We start from the raw sequence: 18,915 nt of genomic DNA, 5'->3' as shown, positions 1-18,915 counted from the left end.
TTTGAAAAGACATGAAATTTGGAAAGGTAGAGCAGCCAGAAGGTATTGATTTTACATTGCCTACGGATCATAAAGAGACGGCCGTGGTACTAAATAAGGTAGACCAAAAAGACCCTTTTACCATGCACGTAGGTTGTGCAAAATGGAACAAGCAGGACCTCAAAAATTTTTACCCTAGGGGCACTAAAGATGAGTTGGCCTATTATTCCACACAGTTTAATTCCATTGAGCTCAATGCTACTTTTTATCGCATATTCCCTTCCGAAACCTATGAAAAATGGAATGCGAAAACTCCGGCCAATTTTACTTTTTTTCCTAAAATAGTTCAAAACGTAAGTCATTTAAGACGTCTAAATGACCAAGCTTATCCTGTTTTGGACCAGTATTTGACCAATACCGCCAATCTATCGAGTAAGTTGGGTACCATGTTCTTGCAAATGCACAATAATTTTGCACCGAAAGACTGGGACAGGGTGGTTCGCTTTGTAGAACTGTGGCCAAAAGAATTTCGGTTGGCAATGGAATTTAGGCATACGGATTGGTTCAATGACGAAAAAGTAGCTCAGGAGCTCTACCACTTGCTCGAAGAAAACGGCATTGCCAATATTTTGGTGGATACTGCGGGAAGACGGGATATCATGCACATGAGACTTACCAATGATGAAGCCTTTGTTAGATATGTGGGCGCTAACCATAAGAGCGATTATACGCGCTTGGATGATTGGGTGATTAGGTTGGAAGCATGGAAGGACCAAGGTCTGAGAAAAGTGAATTTTTTCATTCATCAGAATATGGAATTGGAATCTCCTTTGTTATCGGCCTATTTTATTAAAAAACTTAACGAGAGACTTCATACGGACCTTACAGTTCCTAAAACACTGATTGACCCACCAAGCTTGTTCTAAATGATATAGTATTTGGCTTGATGTTAATTTCCGATGGCCCGTCGGCTAAAGCGGTCTAATTTTGCCTATTTTAAAATTCTAACACGTTATATTTAGTTATTGTTCATTTTCCCGATAGTGTAGTTTGCAATTTGATAAATCGGAGTGTTAAAAGTGTTTTTTGGCAGGTTTCAAATGATTTTCAATCTAATTTTGTAGTATCAATAAGACTATACTATGAAATTTCACACAAGAAAATTGGTTAAGCCAGAGGATTTAAATTCTAACGGCACCCTGTTCGGTGGTAAGGTGTTGGCGTGGATAGATGAAGAAGCGGCCCTATACAGTATTGTTCAATTGGAGAATGCCAAAATCGTTACAAAATATATGTCCGAAATCAACTTTATGAGTGCCGCCGTGCAAGGTGACATCGTTGAGATAGGGATAGAGGTAGTAAAATTCGGTAAAACCTCTTTGACATTGAACTGCGAGGTGCGTAATAAAATGAACCACGAGACCATTGTCACCGTAGACAATATTATTATGGTAAACTTGGGAGAAGATGGCAAGCCCTCGGTTCATGGGAAGACCAAGGTAGAGTTCGTTGCCGATAGGCTCGCTGCCGCTCAGTCTTAATTCATGGCCATTTCTTTGGCTACGGCTTGGACCTCGTCCAGTACACGAAGTAAGTTGGCACCCCAGAGCTTTTCTATTTCCTTTTCCGTGTAGCCTCTTTTCACCAGTTCCAAGGTTACGTTAAAGGTTTCGGAAGCGTCCGACCATCCTTCTATTCCTCCGCCACCATCAAAATCGGAACTGATACCTACATGGTCTATTCCAATCAGTTTCACCATATAATCTATGTGGTCAACAAAGTCGGATACATTTACGGCCTCCGGCACGTCCGTCATTCCCGTAACCATGTCTTTACCCATTTGGGTTACTTTAGGATAATTCACTAGAAAAGCCTCTTTCTGGTCATCTGTTAGATTTCGAAATTCAGAACGTTCATACCAATCTATGGCTAAAGAGTCCGCTATTTTTTCATAAAGTCCTTTCATATAAGCGGCACGCGCCTCGTGCTTTTCTGTATTCAAATAAGAGCTAAAGGCCACGGTCTGCACTACACCACCGTTTTCTTTCATTAATTTTAACTGCTCATCGTCTAAATTTCTACTATGACCACAGAGCGCTCTTGCCGAGGAATGTGAGGCAATAATGGGCGCTTTGGACAAAGCGATCATTTGCTTCATGGATTCTTTTGAAGGATGAGAAACATCAATCATCATTCCTAACCTATTCATCTCTTTTACAGCCTTTTTACCTAAATCACTTAAACCATTATGTAGCCAAACGGAGTCCTTTTCTCCCGTATTGGAGTCGCAGAATTGACTATGCCCGTTGTGCGAAAGTGATATATAACGCGCACCTAGCTCGTGGTACTTTGTAAATTCGGAAAGGTCCTCACCGATAGGATAGGCATTTTCTACCCCGATCATCGCTACTTTTTTACCTGATGCATCAATGCGGCGAACATCTTCAGAAGTCAAGGCAAGTTGAATTTCTTCGGGCGCAATTTCTTCACAAAGCCTATGGATGGCATCAAACTTGGCCATTGCATTTTCTTTTGCCTTGGCATAGCCTTCTTTGGTAAGTGTATCCTGTCCCGTGTAAACGATAAGCCAAGAAACGTCCAATCCACCTTCCTTCATTTTTGGAAGATTAATCTGCGTATTCAAACGTTGGGTGTAGTTGATACTATCCGTAAAATTCTTGACATTGATGTCATTATGGGTATCAATCGTTATTACTTTTTCATGGATTCGTTTTGCAATGTCTTCAGTCGATTCCACTTCCTTTTTCTCTTCGTTCGAACAAGAGAATAGTAATAAAACACAGAGTATGTAGCTTAATTCTTTCATCGTTTATTTTTTTAGACCTACAAATAAAGCCTATTCACAACAAAAAAGGAAGTGTAGGGAACATTTAATTGCCAGTAGTAGGGAAAAGCAGGATTTTTAAGATTGTATGAAACTATATTATTTACCCAAAAAGGAATCTTAATCTATGTCAATTTTGAAAACAAAAGACTTACAGAGTCAATTGGCCCAATTGGAATCATCTCTAAATGACTTTTCCTTTGAGGAGTTGACCACCGAGGAAGCAGCTTTGTTGAAAACGTCTTTCAATACATTTAGAAATCGTTTAGAGAAACGTATTCTAAATCCCAATGAAGTCATAACTCCTGAAAATACGAAAAAGAATTCCGAGGATGTTGCTAAGAAAGATGCAAACGACAGCAAACTCATTGCCCATATTAGTCATGAGATACGAACGCCGTTAAACGGAATCATTGGTTTTGCCAATTTGCTTCGAGACGAGAAACTTAACCCTAGTCAACTTAAAAAAGTGGACGCTATCGAAAATGCTTCTTATAATCTGCGCGATATTATTAATGAGGTATTGGAATACTCCAAAATTATTTCGGGAGTAGATGGCTTGGACATTATAGACTTTAATTTTCGTGGTCTAGTAAACGATGTCATCTTTCTATGTCAGACCTTAATCCTTGATAAAGGAGTGGATTTAAGGGTTTCTATAGATTCCAAGATACCTAAAACCATAATCGGTAATCCTTCAAAATTGTCCCAAGTGCTGTTGAACCTTTTAGGAAACGCTATAAAATTCGTGGATAAAGGTCATATCGAATTAGCCGTGGGTATACAAAGTAAATCACAGGACGACTATGTATTGGAATTTAAAGTCACGGATACCGGAATTGGCATTCCGCAGGAAAAACTGAAAACGATTTTCGAAAGCTTCAAACAGGCCCAGAAAGATACTTTCATTACCTATGGAGGAACGGGGCTTGGACTAAGTATCGTAAAAGAATTGATAGAAAAGCAAAATGGAGAAATTTCCGTTGTTAGTGTTGAAGGTGAAGGAACAACCTTCACGTTTACCATTACTTACAAAAAAGGAAATGCAATCAATATTCCTACAAATAAAGTCAATATCATCAATATTGAAAAAGGCAGAGCACTGCTCAAAGGAGCTAAAATTCTAGTTTTTGAAGATAATTTAATGAACCAGCATCTTATAACAGAACAACTTCATAAATTGGGATGTAAGGTGTATATCACTGCAGATGCAGAAAAAGGATTGACCATATTAAAAACCGATGCTATTGACCTTATCCTTATGGATTTGAAAATGCCAAATAGGGACGGTTTCGAGATTTCTGAACAAATAAGATCAAAAACGCATCTAGAACATATTCCCATAATAGCGCTAAGCGCCGATTTTACGGAACATGACCAAGAGCGCTACGTAAACGTCGGGATTAACGATTTTTTACTAAAACCATATACTTTGGACGAACTTCTCATAAAAGTACTTAAAAATAGAAAGGAGAAATCCTTAACGCCAGAAAGCAATGACCTACTTAAAAAGGAGACCATCTCCAAAGACACGGCGAATTCATTTGACCTTCAACATATCCTTGGGGAGTGTTTCGGAGAAATAGATATGCTCCGAGAACTGGTAAGACTTTTTAAACAAAATGTCTACGAATTTATAGGTGCAACGAAAATAGCACTTGGAACCAGCGACTTCAAAGAGATTTCCTTATGTGCACATAAACTTAAAGCAGGTTTATCCATGCTCAAAGCACTACAACTAAGAGATATTATCGTAGCTATAGAGGAAAGCTGTAAAGCAAAGAACGGAGAAGAAACGTCTAGGTTGTTTCAAGCCTTTTTAAACAGCTACTCGTCTTTCGAGAATCAAATGGATACCGCTTTAAGCAAGCTTAAATAGGAATAATGGTAAAGAAACGTGTTTTATTGGCAGATGATGATGAATTATTGGCCTCCTTGCTTGATTTTAGATTGAAAAAGAGCGGTTATGAAGTGCACCATTCTTCTGATGGTAAGCAGGTAAAGGAATATCTAGAGACCGAAATGCCGGACATTATCGTTAGTGACATCATGATGCCCTATTTTTCGGGAATAGAACTTATAAACTATGTACGTAAGGATTTAGACTCCAAGGTCCCCATTATTATCATCTCATCGGCAGGTAATGAAGAGAATGTGCTGAGTGCCTTTGAACTTGGGGCAAATGATTTTATTTCAAAACCCGTGAGTCCCTCCGAACTAATGGTGCGACTCGCCAGAGAGCTAAACAAATCACAATAATTTGCTGAAAATCCCCCAAACACATATTATCAATTCACTGCTTACAGCTCCTAAAATCCCAACGGATTTATTATGGGGGCTTTCTGCGTTCTTCGGGGTGTTGGCATTAATCTACTTGATATCCGTCTTTGTTTTCAGGAATAAAATTTCTAAAGAAACGAGACTGGTTCGGGCAAAGAAAAAGGAGCTTTCACCCATCATCAGTGAATTTCTTTTCTATGATGAGAAAGGGGGCAAGATCGAGAAAATAAATTATATAGGCTTAAAGGTTGAAATTCGGGAACTCATTAAAGATGATTTTGATAGAAAGGTCTTAACGGAAATTGTTATGGACCTACGTAAAGATGTCTCAGGTACCACAAGACAAGAACTTTTTCATATTTATAAAGATTTAGAGCTTCATAAGGACGCTTATAAAAAACTTAAAAGCTGGCGATGGGAATTGGTTTCTAAAGGAATTTATGAGCTAACACAAATGAACGTAACAGAGTCGTACGGATTGATTACAAGATTCATTAACGACAAGAGAGGTACAATTAGAAAACAGGCAGAAATTGCTACCGTTGCCCTTAAGGAGGACGGTATATCCTATTTTCTGGATAATACAAAGTGCAAGATTTCTGAATGGCAACAGTTGAAGCTAATGGATGTTGTTCGAAACAAAGAGAATTTTATTCCACCTGCATTTAGGCTTTGGCTTACTTCCAAAAATAATTATGTGGTTCTTTTTTCCTTAAGACTTATCAAATATTACAATCAGAACGATTCGCATGCCTCCCTAATAGAACTGGTAAAACACAAAAACAATCATATAAAACGAGAGGCCATTCAATGTATTACGACCTTTCACATTACCGATGCCATACCGGCGTTAAAAATGGTTTTCAGGAAATGTACGACAGACGTAAAAATGACCATCCTTGAAGCTCTAGGCGAACTGGGGTCGAAAGAGGAGATAGATTTTCTGAAACATGTTGAAATTACCGATAAGGATTTTACGGTTCGGAACAAGGCCGTGAGGGCTATAAATACGATTAGTCCAGAGGTTATTTTACCCACAAAGGATATTGCTGAAGCATCAGCGTGGGAGGAAACTGTAATTGAAGAACCACATCTTGCGGTTACGGGTGCATCTGTTCCAGAAGCGAAAAGTGAATTACCAAAACAGTCAGAAGATACAATAGTTCCCCAAGAAAGTAATGAAATTGAACCAAAACCACCGACCATGGTAATTGATCCAGAAGAACTCTCGTTCTTACCATTAGTTACAGCGGAACAGAAAAATAAATCCGAACAACATCAGGAGAAGACCCAACCAACAATTAATGAGCTTCCCGTAGTCTATGAAGAAGTTGCTCCGCGGGAGTACCTTCCACAGCTTAATATAGATTTTCTGCCTATTGTTCAACCCGCGCTGAAGGATGATGAAAATGACCTGCTTCAAATGGAGGTGATTTTTCAGGATGTAAGACCTACAAACAAAATAGAGAAGCTAGAAAATATAACAGTAGACTTTGATGAAGTTGAAGTACCATCAGGTCTCGTTTCGGATCATGTACCACAAACAAAGGAATTACCTCAGAAAACGGAATGGGTCGATGTTAGGGAATTCGATTTGATTTTTGAAGAAGTGATCATTGAGAATTCGGAGTCCAGTACTAATGAAATGATTATCGACTGGACTACGGCTTTTGAGGAAAACAGCATCGTTGAAGCTACTAATGAGGTGATGGAAATTGAAGTGATGTTGAACGCCGCTGAGATAATTCAAAACGAGGTACAGGAAGACATCGACCTCTGGATTCCCAAACCTAAATTCTTAGCTAAGCAACTTTTGGAAACTATGATTTTGTTACAGGATATCGCTGAGCTAGGAGATCATAGGGAAATTCCCTTTTTAAAACTCTTATTAGAAAAAGAACGTTCTGCTGCCGTTAGGCAACGAATTGATGAACTTATTAATTCCTTCACCGAAAACCGTACGGAAAACTATTTTAAGATTACCACTATAGCACCAGGCTATAGCATTTTCCATGAGCTTTTTCAAAATAGGGACGTAGAGTCAAAATTGGTACTCCTAAACGAAGTTGCGGCGGTAGGGGATGAGAAAGAAATTCCGCTGTTACATTCTTTGTTAGAAGATGAATCGCCAATTATTAGAAAGCAAGCTCTCATAACCCTAAAACTTTTGAATGAAAGACTTTTGGCGGAGGTTAGTCATGAAATTTCAGCGCTTCCTATAGACGCGGTAATAGCGGATGAAAACGTTTTGGATTCCAGAAATACCTTATCCACGGAGGCCAAGACATCGCTTTTGGATATTCCTTTTGAATTAGAGAAATCAGGAGCAATACCTATTGAAAAAGAAAATACCAATGTCACGAGAGAATCGGGAAGCACGCTTTTTGACCATCTCTGTGCGGTATCCACAAAATTTTATAACAAACTAAATGACTAGTGGTGTTTTAGATATCGTATTAGAGTACATAAACATTGTTTTTTTAGTGTTTACGGTCGTGCTATTCACCATGTTCACGGCTATGGGTTATCTATCCACAAGAAATTCCATCCATTATAGGAACAAGAATAGTTTTGGTGACATGTCCAAACTCATGGCATCTCCCTTAGCACCAAGTATTACTATTATTGCCCCCGCATACAATGAAGGAATGACCATTGTAGAAAACATACGCTCATTAATGTCGTTACGTTACGTTAATTATGAGGTAATGGTGGTTAATGATGGCAGTAAGGATGACACCCTACAGAAAATGGTAAATGCATACGACCTTGTTAAAATAGAGCAAGAGATTGATCCCGAATGGAAATCGAAACCCATACGCGGTATCTACAGATCACCTCATAAGGCCTTTGCGAAGCTCACCGTTATCGATAAGGAAAATGGAGGGAAATCGGACGCCTTAAATACGGGGATGGCCCTATCTACAAACCAATATGTGGGTTGTATCGATGTAGACTGCCTATTGCTTCCAGACGCCCTATTGCACGTGGTGAAGTCTTTTTACCAACGTTCGGAGAAACGGGTCATTGCCGTTGGGGGTGTCATTAGAGTAGCCAATTCATGCGTTATACAAGGCGGGCAACTAGAAGAAATCCGATTACCGAGTAATTGGTTGGCGAGATTTCAACTCTTGGAATATACACGGTCTTTTATTTTAGGTAGAATGGCCTGGGGTCGTATTGATAGTCTTTTGATTATTTCCGGAGCTTTTGGCTTTTTTGACCGTGAAATAGCACTTGCGGTAAACGGCTACGATACCAATACGGTGGGTGAGGACATGGAAATTGTCTTTAAGATGAGGCGTTATATGCACGAACGTAAACTGCCCTATACCGTAGAATATATACCAGACCCTTTATGCTGGACAGAAGTGCCGGAGGACGGTAAAATACTGATCAACCAAAGAGACCGTTGGGCAAGGGGTAATCTCGAGACGCTTTACAAGCATAAGGATATGTTCTTTAATCCAAAATTTGGAAGATTGGGGATGCTGAGCTACCCGTACTGGTTTTTCTATGAATGGATGGCTCCTTTATTGGAGTTTTTCGGGTTTTTTACCATCATCCTTTTCTATTGGCTGGGTATTCTTAATTGGGACTTTTTTATCGCCATTACGGCCACTGTTTACATCTTTTCGGTAATGTTTTCTTTCTATGCCATTCTATGGGATACATACTCCTACAATGAGTATAAAAAAACAAAGGATATTTTAATCCTCATGTTCTGTGCTATTATAGAGCCTATAACATTTCATCCTATTGTGGTTTGGGCCGCTATCAGGGGTAACTATAAAAAATTATTCAAGGTAAAATCTGGCTGGGGTTCCCAAGTAAGAAAAGGATTTGCCAAAGCAACGTAAAATGCATCAGTTAGATACGGACATACCGGTAAAAGCGCAAAGAACATTAAAGGACTATATTCCTTTAGTGATTACCTTCTTTGTGGGCTTGGCACTTCTGTCCATTTACCAGAGTACCATGTTGTATTTTTCGGGTGTATTGGATAGTATTGTGAATAAGAGCCTGTTCATCCATCTTTTGCACCACTTGGGTTTTACTGCCTTAGCTGCGCTCCTCTTAGCCTTTGTTTTTAATCTTATAGAGAATCAAAAACCCGATTTGGGATTTCGAATCATAAAGCTCACCCTAACGATGCTACTCGTCGTAGAGGCAATATTGGTTACGTATTATATTAGTAACTACGAGGCCTTAGGTGCTAATTTTATGGCCATTAATGAGGCAAGTGCTTCTCGTTTTTCGTGGATTCGTGCCATTGGTGCCATTGTTGTGACCATTACAGCTTGTCATTTCATATATAAGTACACCGCCTCGTTCTATATGGTAATTAGCAGAATGTATCCTTTTACGATAATCTTGTTCAGTATATTTTTGGCGACCTTATATTCGGACAGAAAACCGATTAATGAAAACAAAACCCAGTACTTACTCGAGCATGTCTGGCAACAGGCACTGAATTTTAATACCTACGAAGGGGAGAAGGAATACCCTTTACTTGAGCAGGATGAATATAAAACCGAATTGGGTGCCTATTTTAATTTCAAGGCCGAAAAGCCAACCATAAAAATTCTTATCGTAGAAGGTTTGGGTGCAAGCTTGACGAATGAAGATCAAGACTTCAAGGCGTTTATGCCTTTCTTACAGGAACTACAGAAAAAATCATTGGTCTGGACCAATTTCTTAAGTAACACCGGCGAGAGTCACGCTGCCTTACCCACCATTATTGGGTCCTTACCTTTCGGTAATCAGGGTTTTACCCATATTTCAAAATTCACCAATAGAAATACAATGTATAGCATTCTTGGTCGTAATGGTTATGAAACTTCCTTTAATTATGGAGGTAACAGTGCCTTACATTACTATGATAAGTTTTTGGATGAGGAGAACGTCAGTTCCATTTTGGATAAAAAGGCGTTCGGTTCGCAATACGAGTTGCAGGAAGAAGATGCGGCGGGTATCACACTTGGCTATCCGGATAAGGTGTTGTTCCAGAAATATGAACAGCTTAAAACTACTGTGACCGTTCAAAAACTTGACGTTTTTCTGACCTTGAGTTCTAAGGAACCCTATCAAATTCCACAGCGTGATAGGTATATAGAAAAAGTAGACGAGTTGCTCGCCAACCACAAATTCTCGCACAGGTCCCATAGGGTTATCGAAAACAACGAAGCTTTGTTCGCTAGTTTTCTATATACGGATGAAGCCATCCAACAATTTTTAGCACAGGAAGCTAAGACTTCAACTTACCAAAATACCATATATATTATTACGGGAACACACCAGACAGCGGGTTTGCCGCAGCTGACCGCTTTGGACAAATACAGGGTTCCCCTTATTATCCATAGTCCTTTACTCAATGCTACAGAACGGTTTGCCACTTTGGCCTCTCATGCAGATATTGCACCCAGTATAATTTCTGCTCTAAGGGAGACATACCCTATTCAAGTCCCTAATGCCAATGCTTGGTTGGGCAAAAATGTGCTAGAGCCCAAGACTGACCAGAAACAAATTCCTTTGTTACGAAATGCGCATAACCTTACCGATTACCTTAGTCATAATCATTTTATAACCGATGGTGATGTGTACGCTTTGGATAAAGACTTGAATCTTTTAGACGCCCAAGATGAGGAAATAATTAAAAAGGTAGCGGGCAATTTTGATTATTTCAAATCCGTGAATAACTACATCGCCGAGAACAATAAACTTATCCCCAAAGAATTAGCTCTTGTTAATGACAGGAAGCCTAAATTCAGTAAAGTGGACATGATTTGGATTCAAAGTGTATTCAACGGAAAGGATTTTGACAATGCCTATAGAACGGCAAGGAAATTGGCCATTAGTAAGGATTACGACAGGTCGTTATTGCTCTGCGATTATATTTTATCAAAAATTCCACGCCATGCGGATACGGAAATACTCATGGGACGCGTTTACTCTTGGAAGCAAGAGTATGATAATGCCATCAAAACACTAAGCAAAGTGGTGGAGAAATACCCCGAATACGAGGATGGATACCTTGCCCTGATGGATGCACGTTATTGGTCGGATAATAATTCTGAAGTTTATAAAATCAAGGAATTGGCTCGCAAAAATCATATAAACAGCATATTGCTAGCAGAAAAAATTAAAAGATCTATACAACGTGTTCGGGCGGCCAAGCTTGAAAATGAAACTAAAGGAATGAATCAAAGTACTGCGCTAGCTCCAAAAAAATAATGAACTTAGTAAAATATCTTAGTACCATAATCACCATTTTATCTTGGGTACACTTCACAAGTGCACAAGATATAGCGTACAATGGCGACCCTGATGCTTCTTACTTTGTGGCAAGGGACTTGGCTTTTGCAGGTGATAGAGGTACTGCGAGGGACACCTTAAAACAAATACTTAGTAAATATCCCGATTATACGGATGTGCGCTGCCTTTTGGCCAAAACCTATAGTTGGGATAATGAATATGATAAGGCACGTCTTCAATTCAATCGTATTACAAGTGAAGAACGAAAAAATAAGGAGGTGTGGATTGGTGCCATTAATAACGAGCTATATGCCAAAAACCTGAATATTGCCTTAGGCATGACCAACAAGGCCTTACTGTTCTTAACCGATGATGCCGATATTTTAAAACTTAAGACAGATATTATTCAACAAATTGAAGAGCAACAACTACTTCAAAATGTGCTTAAGGCTACAAAAAATGAAGATACCAATAAGCAATCCGTAACCTTGTCTACCCAAAGCGAAGTATTTGATGCCGAACTTGATGCCATGTATTACGGTAGTTTGGAATACAAAAAAGAAGCTAACTGGGGCGTTTTAATTCCACGGCTTACATTTAACCGTCGATTTAATATTAACGGGATACAAGCGGAGGTAGATGCTTATCCTACCTTCTCCAAGACCTTAAGCGGCTATTTGAATTATGGATTTTCCACTTCTGCTATATTTCCCAGACATCGCATAGGAGGGGAGGTGCTCAAAGAATTGCCAAAGTCCATGGAGGTTTCCGTAGGCTTTAGACATCTTTCCTTTGAAAATGATGATGCTACCATACTTACGGGCACGTTTGGTATATATCGTGATAATTATTATGCGGTCTTTAGACCATACGTGGTTCCGGATAGTAGAAAAGGCATTGGAGTTTCTGGAAATTTATTGGTGAGACGCTACCTGAAAGACGGAAATAATTTCTTGGGACTAAATCTGGTCTATGGCTTTGATACGGAATTGAATCAATTTGTTGTGGATGGCGAACTGCTGGCAGAAACCCTCTTATATCTAGAAGCGCAGCGATTACGTTTGGAATATCAATTTACCAATACAAAGGGTACCAACCTTTATAAAGCAAACCTCGGCGTAAACCGTCAAGAATTGGCATTTAGCTCTGGAGAACTGTTTCTTTCTGTTAGTGCAGGTATCTCCTACCAAGTAAAGTTCCGATGAAATACCAATAAATCCGACTAATAACATCCCATTATTGGACATTATAGTTCTTGTTTTAAAGGATTTTTAACATTCACCTAGTATTTGGCTTAGTTTACAACAAAAATAAATGAGTACACCACATTTTGTTGTGGAAAGTGAAGCTTCTGGATATATTTACAATGTAATTTATGAGTACCCAAATCAAAATATTAATTAATCCCTAATAAATGCTTTACGATACCTACGGTGAAGAATACTTAGTATTTCTTCAAGACCTAAACGAAATCTTAAGTCTTAACGAATTAACGGAATTGGACTATATGTAGTCTAAACCTATTGAACGAATCCCAAAAAACCTACGGACATGGCACATCAAAATCAGGACAATACGTCCTATCAGAATTTTATTCAAGATTTAAACAGCATACTTGTTGATATCAATATCAGTAAGCTTACGTATTCCTAATCCCTTAGTGAATAATAAAAAAACGCCCGTATAAGCTACGGGCGTTTTTTTGTTTGTATAAATAAGTATTACAATACTATCCTAAATAGGTCTTTAATAATTTACTCCTAGAATTGTGACGCAGTTTTCGAATGGCCTTCTCACGAATTTGACGAACGCGCTCTCTGGTTAAATCAAACGTTTGTCCAATTTCCGCTAAGGTCATGGATTGTTGATCTCCAATGCCATAATAGAGTTTTACTACATCCGCTTCTCTGGGCGACAAGGTTTCTAAAGCTCTATTGATCTCTGTATTCAGGGATTGTTGCAATAAATGATTGTCTGGTCTTGGTGACTCTCCAGAACGTAACACATCGTATAAATTCGAATCTTCGCCCTCACGCAGAGGTGCATCCATAGATACGTGTCTTCCCGAGTTTTTAAGCGACTGCTTTACTTCCGTCACGGTCATCTCCAGTTCTTTGGCAATCTCTTCCGCAGAAGGGGGGCGCTCATGGGTTTGTTCCAAGTAAGAAAAAGTCTTTTTAATCTTATTTATTGAGCCAATTTTGTTCAATGGTAAACGAACTACCCTTGACTGCTCGGCCAAAGCCTGCAAAATGGATTGTCTGATCCACCATACGGCATAAGAAATGAACTTAAATCCACGTGTTTCATCAAAACGTTTGGCCGCCTTGACCAAACCTAAATTCCCTTCATTGATTAAATCTGGTAATTTTAATCCTTGATTCTGATATTGTTTTGCTACGGATACAACGAACCTTAAATTGGCAGTGGTCAACTTTTCCAAGGCCATCTGGTCGCCCTCACGTATCCTCTGGGCTAATTCTACTTCTTCATTTGCGGTAATCAAGTCTATCTTACTGATATCTTGCAAGTACTTGTCCAATGATTTTGATTCGCGATTGGTTACCTGCTTGATAATCTTTAGTTGCCTCATATATGAAAGTTTGTTTTAGGAGTTCTACAAGATTACATATTACATTTTTATTCCCTCTTTTCCAAAGACTTCACTACTTTCTTTTACATTATTTATGAGCGTAGCATAAAAATAGTGGGCATTTAGGGATTTTGATTGTACATGGTGTATTTTTGAAACAACCCTTTGCAGTATGAGTAAGCGAGCTTTAAAAACGTACTTATCCCAGTTATCTAAATCAGCTTTAGAAGAACAGCTCCTAGATTTGTACAACAGGTTTCCCGAGGTAAAGACGTATTACGATTTTGTTTTTAATCCCAAGGAAGAAAAACTGGTGCAGGAAGCTAAGGCAAAAATTTCCAATGAGTATTTTCCACTTAAACGTAGAAGGCCAAAAGCCAGGCGATCCGTGGCGCAAAAATACATTAAGCATTTTCTAAAACTAGGTATGGAACCACATCTCATTGCTGATGTAATGTGTTTTAATCTGGAAATCGCTCAAACTTTTGAGCAAGAACGTAATGTTCCCGATGCTTTTTACAAAAGTATGCTCAACTCGTTCACAGAACTAATTCAATACACCGCATTACAGGGCTTGATTCCAAATTTTAAAGAGCGAATCGTAAAAATATATACCATAACCCAAGATAAGAACTGGCTTTACGAGGAAGGTTTCTCCAAAGCCTTAGATATAATAGACTAGATGGCAATAGTGATCATTAGACAGGACGAAAAAATTGAACTCTGGAAAAGTGCGCTTTTACGTGCCGATCCAGAACTTAAGGTCTATAGTTATTTGGAGGAACATCCTAAGAAGGATATTGTAATGGCCTTAATCTGGAAACACCCAGAAGGGAGTCTGACCGGTTTCCAAATCTAAAGTGCATTGCTTCCGCAGGAGCTGGGGTAGATTATATTTTTGAGGATAGCACTGCGCCAAAGCATATACCTATCACACGTGTAGTAGACCCCTATCTAGCTAGGGACATGTCCGAGCATGTGCTGGCCGTAATACTAGCGCATTTAAAAAACCTCAATACCTATAAGCTTCAACAAGTGGACAGTCTTTGGAAACCTAGAGCTTATAAGCGTATTAAGGACCTTAACGTGGGTATTTTAGGTTTAGGTGAACTGGGTGCCCTGTCTGCTCTTGACCTCTTGCGTATAGGCTTCAGGGTTCAAGGTTGGTCCAGAAGCGAAAAGGCTATTGGCGATGTCAAAACCTTTGCGGGCGCAATTGAACTCGGTGCCTTTTTAAATACTACGGATATACTAGTGTGCCTTCTCCCTTTGACTCCGGAAACCAAGGGTTTTATTAATACTCAACTATTGGAGCAACTCCCTAAAGACGCTTACGTTATCAATGTAGCTCGGGGCGGACATGTCGTGGATGCGGATTTGCTGGAGCAATTGGACAAGGGGCGTATTTCCGGGGCCTGTTTGGATGTATACCATCAAGAGCCATTAGCGACCTCCCATCCTTTTTGGCATCATAAAAAAGTACACATGACACCACATTACGCCAGTGTATCGGATACGAATTCCGTAGTTCCACAAATCTTGGAAAACTATCAAAACGTACTGAACGGTACCGAATTATTGAACGAAGTGGACCGTAACAAAGGGTACTAATTTTTACTAAAGCGAAATTTGTATTTCCAATACCGATAAAAATCTTCTAATTTTGTAAGGCTTTCCCCGATGAAACTGAAGTGAACACTAAATTTAGATTGCCAGCCTTTTGAAGTTAGAAAAAGATACTACTGAAAAAACATTGTACGATTATCAGGAAGAGGATTTAAATGCCATTTTTAAGCATTTAGAGGAAAGCCCCGATAATACCAATCTGCTATACCAATTACCCACGGGTGGAGGGAAAACGGTAGTCTTTTCCGAAATTGCCAAGCGATACATAGAGAAAAAAAAGAAAAAGGTCGTAGTGCTTACACATCGCATAGAGCTTAGTCTACAGACATCAAAAATGCTACATGGTTTCGGGGTCAACAATAAAATCATCAACAGCGAGGTGAAGGAACTCATTGACCAAGATGAGTTCATGTGCTTTGTAGCGATGGTAGAAACCTTAAACAATAGGCTGCAGGAAGAAAAGGTAGAAATCAACAATATTGGTCTGGTTATCATCGATGAGGCGCATTACAACTCCTTCCGAAAGCTGTTCAAGTATTTTGAAAACGCCGTCATTCTCGGGGTTACAGCGACTCCTTTGAGCAGTAACATAAAACTTCCCATGAAGGACAACTATAAAAAGTTGATCGTGGGGGAGTCCATAGAATCATTGATCGGCAGAAAGTTCCTGGCCAAGGCCAATATGTACAACTACGATGTAAGTCTACAGAGTTTAAAGTTGGGCATTAACGGGGACTACACCGTAAAATCTTCAGATGAGCTTTATGGTAACCATAGTATGTTGGGCAAATTGTTAACGGCCTATACGGAAATTGCTTTGGGTACCAAGACCTTGATATTCAATAATGGCATCAATACTTCCAGGTATGTATACGAAACCTTTAAAAAAGCAGGGTATAACGTCCGTCATTTGGATAATAAAAATACTGCGGCAGAGCGTAAAGAGATTTTGCAGTGGTTTTCGGAAACCCCGGATGCCATCCTTAGTTCGGTTAGTATCTTAACTACAGGTTTCGATGAGCCAACTGTAGAAACCATTATCTTGAACAGGGCAACCCGTTCGCTTACCCTCTATTTCCAAATGATTGGTCGTGGGTCGCGCTACCTGCCCAATAAAGAAGAGTTTACGGTGGTGGATATGGGAAATAATATTGCCCGTTTTGGTTTGTGGAGCGCTCCGGTGGATTGGCAAGAAATTTTTCATTTCCCTGATTTCTTCTTAGAGAATATCAAGAACGATGAAGAGATAGAGCGGGAATTTGTTTATGAAATGCCTCAGGCGCTTAGGGAACAGTTCGCTAAATCAGACAACATAGAATTTGATATTAAGGCGGAATACAAGAAAAGCTTCGCCAACGGAGAAAAATCCAAACTAGTACTCGAAAAAAGTATTGAGCAGCATGCACAAATCTGCGTGGAGAACGCAGAAGATGTTTTCGATGCCCGTATACTGGCTAAACAACTTAAAGAAGAAATCGCCTATCGCGTGCGTCAATATTCCTATTGTATCATGAACAATACCAAGAACTACAAGGAGTGGCTAGAGGAAGATTACGAACGTAAACTGCGTTCCAAAATTTCAAAAAAGTTCGCGGCAAGGATGTAGCTTGTAAGAGTTAAGAAAAATATCATTTTCTTTTGAAATCAGTCCGTACATATTAAATGCTCAACCATTGCAACAAAAAAACACCGAAAAGGGCTTGACCAGAACACTTCTCGTTATCGGTTGCCACTGGCCAGAGCCCAATGCGACGGCTGCTGGAGTGAGGATGCTGCAATTACTTCGTTTTTTCCTAGAGCAAAACTATAAAATTACGTTTGTAGCTGCCATGCCAGAAAATGAGTACGTGCAACCGTTACAGCACATGGGTGTTCAAACTACTACAATCAGTTTGAACAGTAATTCTTTTGATATTTTTTTGAAGGATTTAGAACCGCAAGTGGTGCTGTTTGACCGTTTCATAACCGAAGAGCAATTTGGTTGGAGGGTTGCCGAACATTGTCCCCACGCTCTACGGGTTTTGGATACGGAGGATTTACATTCCCTTCGTCATGTACGTGAGCAGGCTTTTAAAAAAGGAGTCGCGTTTACGGTAGATGCCTGGTTGCAGGAAGATAAGACCAAGCGGGAAATTGCAAGTATATATCGTTGTGACATCGCCTTGATTATTTCTAGCTTCGAAATGGAATTGCTTCAGGAAACACTTCAAATAGATTCGAGCCTACTACTTCATCTTCCTTTTATGTTGGATGAGAAGGATATACCTAATCCGTTACCGGCATTTAAAGATCGTACCGATTTTGTATTCATCGGTGGTGGAAAGCATGCCCCGAATGTGGATGCTATCAAATACCTAAAACAAGCGATATGGCCTAAAATAAGCGCTGCCTTGCCGAAAGCAGGTTTACATATTTACGGCGCTTATCTTCCGCAACAGATTCATGAAATGCACGATTCAACATCAGGGTTTTTGGTTCACGGAAAGACCGCTTCGGTAAAAGAGGTGATGCTAGCCAATCGTGTTTGTCTGGCACCTTTGCGATTCGGGGCGGGGATTAAGGGAAAATTACTCCATGCCATGCAATTTGGTACGCCGAGTATTACTACCACTGTTGGTGCGGAAGGTATGTATGGCACGATGGATTGGAACGGGTTTATAAGGGACGAACCGGTGGATTTTGCGAACGCTGCCATCCAATTGTACGGTGATTCCATTACTTGGACAAGAGCCCAAGAACAAGGTAAAAAAATCATAAATCATTACTATAATCGCATTCTTCTGGAAGAAGAATTAGCTTGTAAATTAAAGACGGTCGCACAAAATCTTGTAGCGCATCGCAGACATAATTTTATAGGCAGCCTATTACAGCATCACACTATGTCCAGTACCAAATACATGAGTAAGTGGATTGAGGAGAAGAACAAAAATAGTTACTGAAATAAATACGCTTAATAATTCCGAAACAAATCTGGATAACTACTTTTGAAGGGTCACGGAGCGGAGTCGATGTGAACAAAAAATAGTTCTTAAAACCTGAGTTCGATTATTATTATTATTATTTCATTTTTAAGCATAAAAAAAGATAGATTTTTAGTAAATTAAAGTATTGAATTTCAATTCGTTAATCTAAAAACCCATCCATGATAATCTACTCTAAAGTTACTGAAATTTTTTGTTTGGTCGATGAATTCTATAAGGAATACACCGAGGTGGTCCATAGTGCGCTTATCGGAAACAAGGCCAGACGCCCTCCCATAATGTCACAGAGCGAGATAATTACCATGGCGGTCATTTTCCAGTTGAGCGGTTTTAGGACATTCAAGCATTTTTATCTT

General features: G+C 39.4%; 15 protein-coding genes and 1 pseudogene. 14 read left to right on the top strand and 2 right to left on the bottom strand.

All coding sequences use genetic code 11. The features are described from left to right. Positions 1-11: 11 nt before the first annotated feature. A complete protein-coding gene (locus tag BFP77_RS01005; RefSeq protein ID WP_099572221.1) occupies positions 12-905 on the top strand; it encodes a DUF72 domain-containing protein in 894 nt (297 codons plus the stop codon). Between the two features lie 216 nt (positions 906-1,121). Beyond that, positions 1,122-1,520, top strand: a complete 399-nt coding sequence (locus BFP77_RS01000) for an acyl-CoA thioesterase (RefSeq protein WP_099572220.1) — start codon at positions 1,122-1,124, stop codon at positions 1,518-1,520. Here BFP77_RS01000 and BFP77_RS00995 read toward each other — a convergent pair. Next, on the bottom strand, positions 1,517-2,806 hold the full coding sequence (locus BFP77_RS00995) for a dipeptidase (RefSeq protein ID WP_099572219.1): 1,290 nt from the start codon (positions 2,804-2,806) through the stop codon (positions 1,517-1,519). The genes BFP77_RS01000 and BFP77_RS00995 overlap by 4 nt on opposite strands. 154 nt (positions 2,807-2,960) lie before the next feature. Between BFP77_RS00995 and BFP77_RS00990 the strand changes: the two genes are divergently transcribed. Genes BFP77_RS00990 through BFP77_RS00965 form a run of 6 tightly spaced genes read left to right on the top strand, consistent with a single transcriptional unit; the run spans position 2,961 to position 12,564 of the window. Further along, the gene (locus tag BFP77_RS00990) at positions 2,961-4,703 is read left to right on the top strand and encodes an ATP-binding protein (protein WP_180272280.1); all 1,743 of its coding nucleotides are present in this window, start codon (positions 2,961-2,963) and stop codon (positions 4,701-4,703) included. Between the two features lie 5 nt (positions 4,704-4,708). Continuing rightward, entirely contained in the window at positions 4,709-5,083 is a 375-nt protein-coding gene (locus BFP77_RS00985) for a response regulator transcription factor (protein ID WP_099572217.1), read from the top strand. 1 nt (position 5,084) lies between these two features. Continuing rightward, on the top strand, positions 5,085-7,541 hold the full coding sequence (locus BFP77_RS00980) for a HEAT repeat domain-containing protein (protein ID WP_143751813.1): 2,457 nt from the start codon (positions 5,085-5,087) through the stop codon (positions 7,539-7,541). Further along, a complete protein-coding gene (locus tag BFP77_RS00975) occupies positions 7,534-8,964 on the top strand; it encodes a glycosyltransferase family 2 protein (protein WP_099572215.1) in 1,431 nt (476 codons plus the stop codon). The genes BFP77_RS00980 and BFP77_RS00975 overlap by 8 nt, the downstream gene beginning before the upstream one ends. 1 nt (position 8,965) lies before the next feature. Then, entirely contained in the window at positions 8,966-11,338 is a 2,373-nt protein-coding gene (locus BFP77_RS00970) for an LTA synthase family protein (protein ID WP_099572214.1), read from the top strand. After that, positions 11,338-12,564 carry a YaiO family outer membrane beta-barrel protein gene (locus BFP77_RS00965; RefSeq protein ID WP_099572213.1) on the top strand — a complete coding sequence of 409 codons (1,227 nt, stop codon included), beginning with the start codon at positions 11,338-11,340 and terminating at the stop codon, positions 12,562-12,564. Before BFP77_RS00970 ends, BFP77_RS00965 begins: the two co-directional genes overlap by 1 nt. A 524-nt stretch (positions 12,565-13,088) precedes the next feature. On the opposite strand, the gene BFP77_RS00960 is transcribed toward BFP77_RS00965, so the two are convergent. Further along, on the bottom strand, positions 13,089-13,952 hold the full coding sequence (locus tag BFP77_RS00960) for a sigma-70 family RNA polymerase sigma factor (protein ID WP_099572212.1): 864 nt from the start codon (positions 13,950-13,952) through the stop codon (positions 13,089-13,091). Between the two features lie 172 nt (positions 13,953-14,124). Between BFP77_RS00960 and BFP77_RS00955 the strand changes: the two genes are divergently transcribed. The 6 genes and pseudogenes from BFP77_RS00955 to BFP77_RS00935 form a co-directional block, all read left to right on the top strand. Beyond that, positions 14,125-14,634 (top strand): DUF6155 family protein, encoded by a 510-nt coding sequence (locus BFP77_RS00955; protein ID WP_099572211.1) that lies wholly within the window; start codon positions 14,125-14,127, stop codon positions 14,632-14,634. Then, positions 14,635-14,811, top strand: a complete 177-nt coding sequence (locus BFP77_RS17175) for a hypothetical protein (RefSeq protein ID WP_257212820.1) — start codon at positions 14,635-14,637, stop codon at positions 14,809-14,811. A gap of 107 nt (positions 14,812-14,918) precedes the next feature. Further along, positions 14,919-15,563, top strand: coding sequence for an NAD(P)-dependent oxidoreductase (locus tag BFP77_RS00950; RefSeq protein ID WP_257212819.1), 645 nt, complete (start codon positions 14,919-14,921; stop codon positions 15,561-15,563). A gap of 109 nt (positions 15,564-15,672) precedes the next feature. Beyond that, positions 15,673-17,184, top strand: a complete 1,512-nt coding sequence (locus tag BFP77_RS00945; protein ID WP_099572210.1) for a DEAD/DEAH box helicase — start codon at positions 15,673-15,675, stop codon at positions 17,182-17,184. 67 nt (positions 17,185-17,251) lie between these two features. After that, positions 17,252-18,517, top strand: coding sequence for a glycosyltransferase (locus BFP77_RS00940; protein WP_257212818.1), 1,266 nt, complete (start codon positions 17,252-17,254; stop codon positions 18,515-18,517). A 203-nt stretch (positions 18,518-18,720) separates the two neighbouring features. Continuing rightward, positions 18,721-18,915: pseudogene (locus BFP77_RS00935) on the top strand (IS982 family transposase); the annotation flags it as partial.

The organism is Maribacter sp. 4U21, assembly GCF_002742365.1.
In the GTDB taxonomy this organism is placed as follows: Bacteria; Bacteroidota; Bacteroidia; order Flavobacteriales; family Flavobacteriaceae; genus Maribacter.
This window is presented reverse-complemented; position numbering and strand designations above follow the sequence as displayed.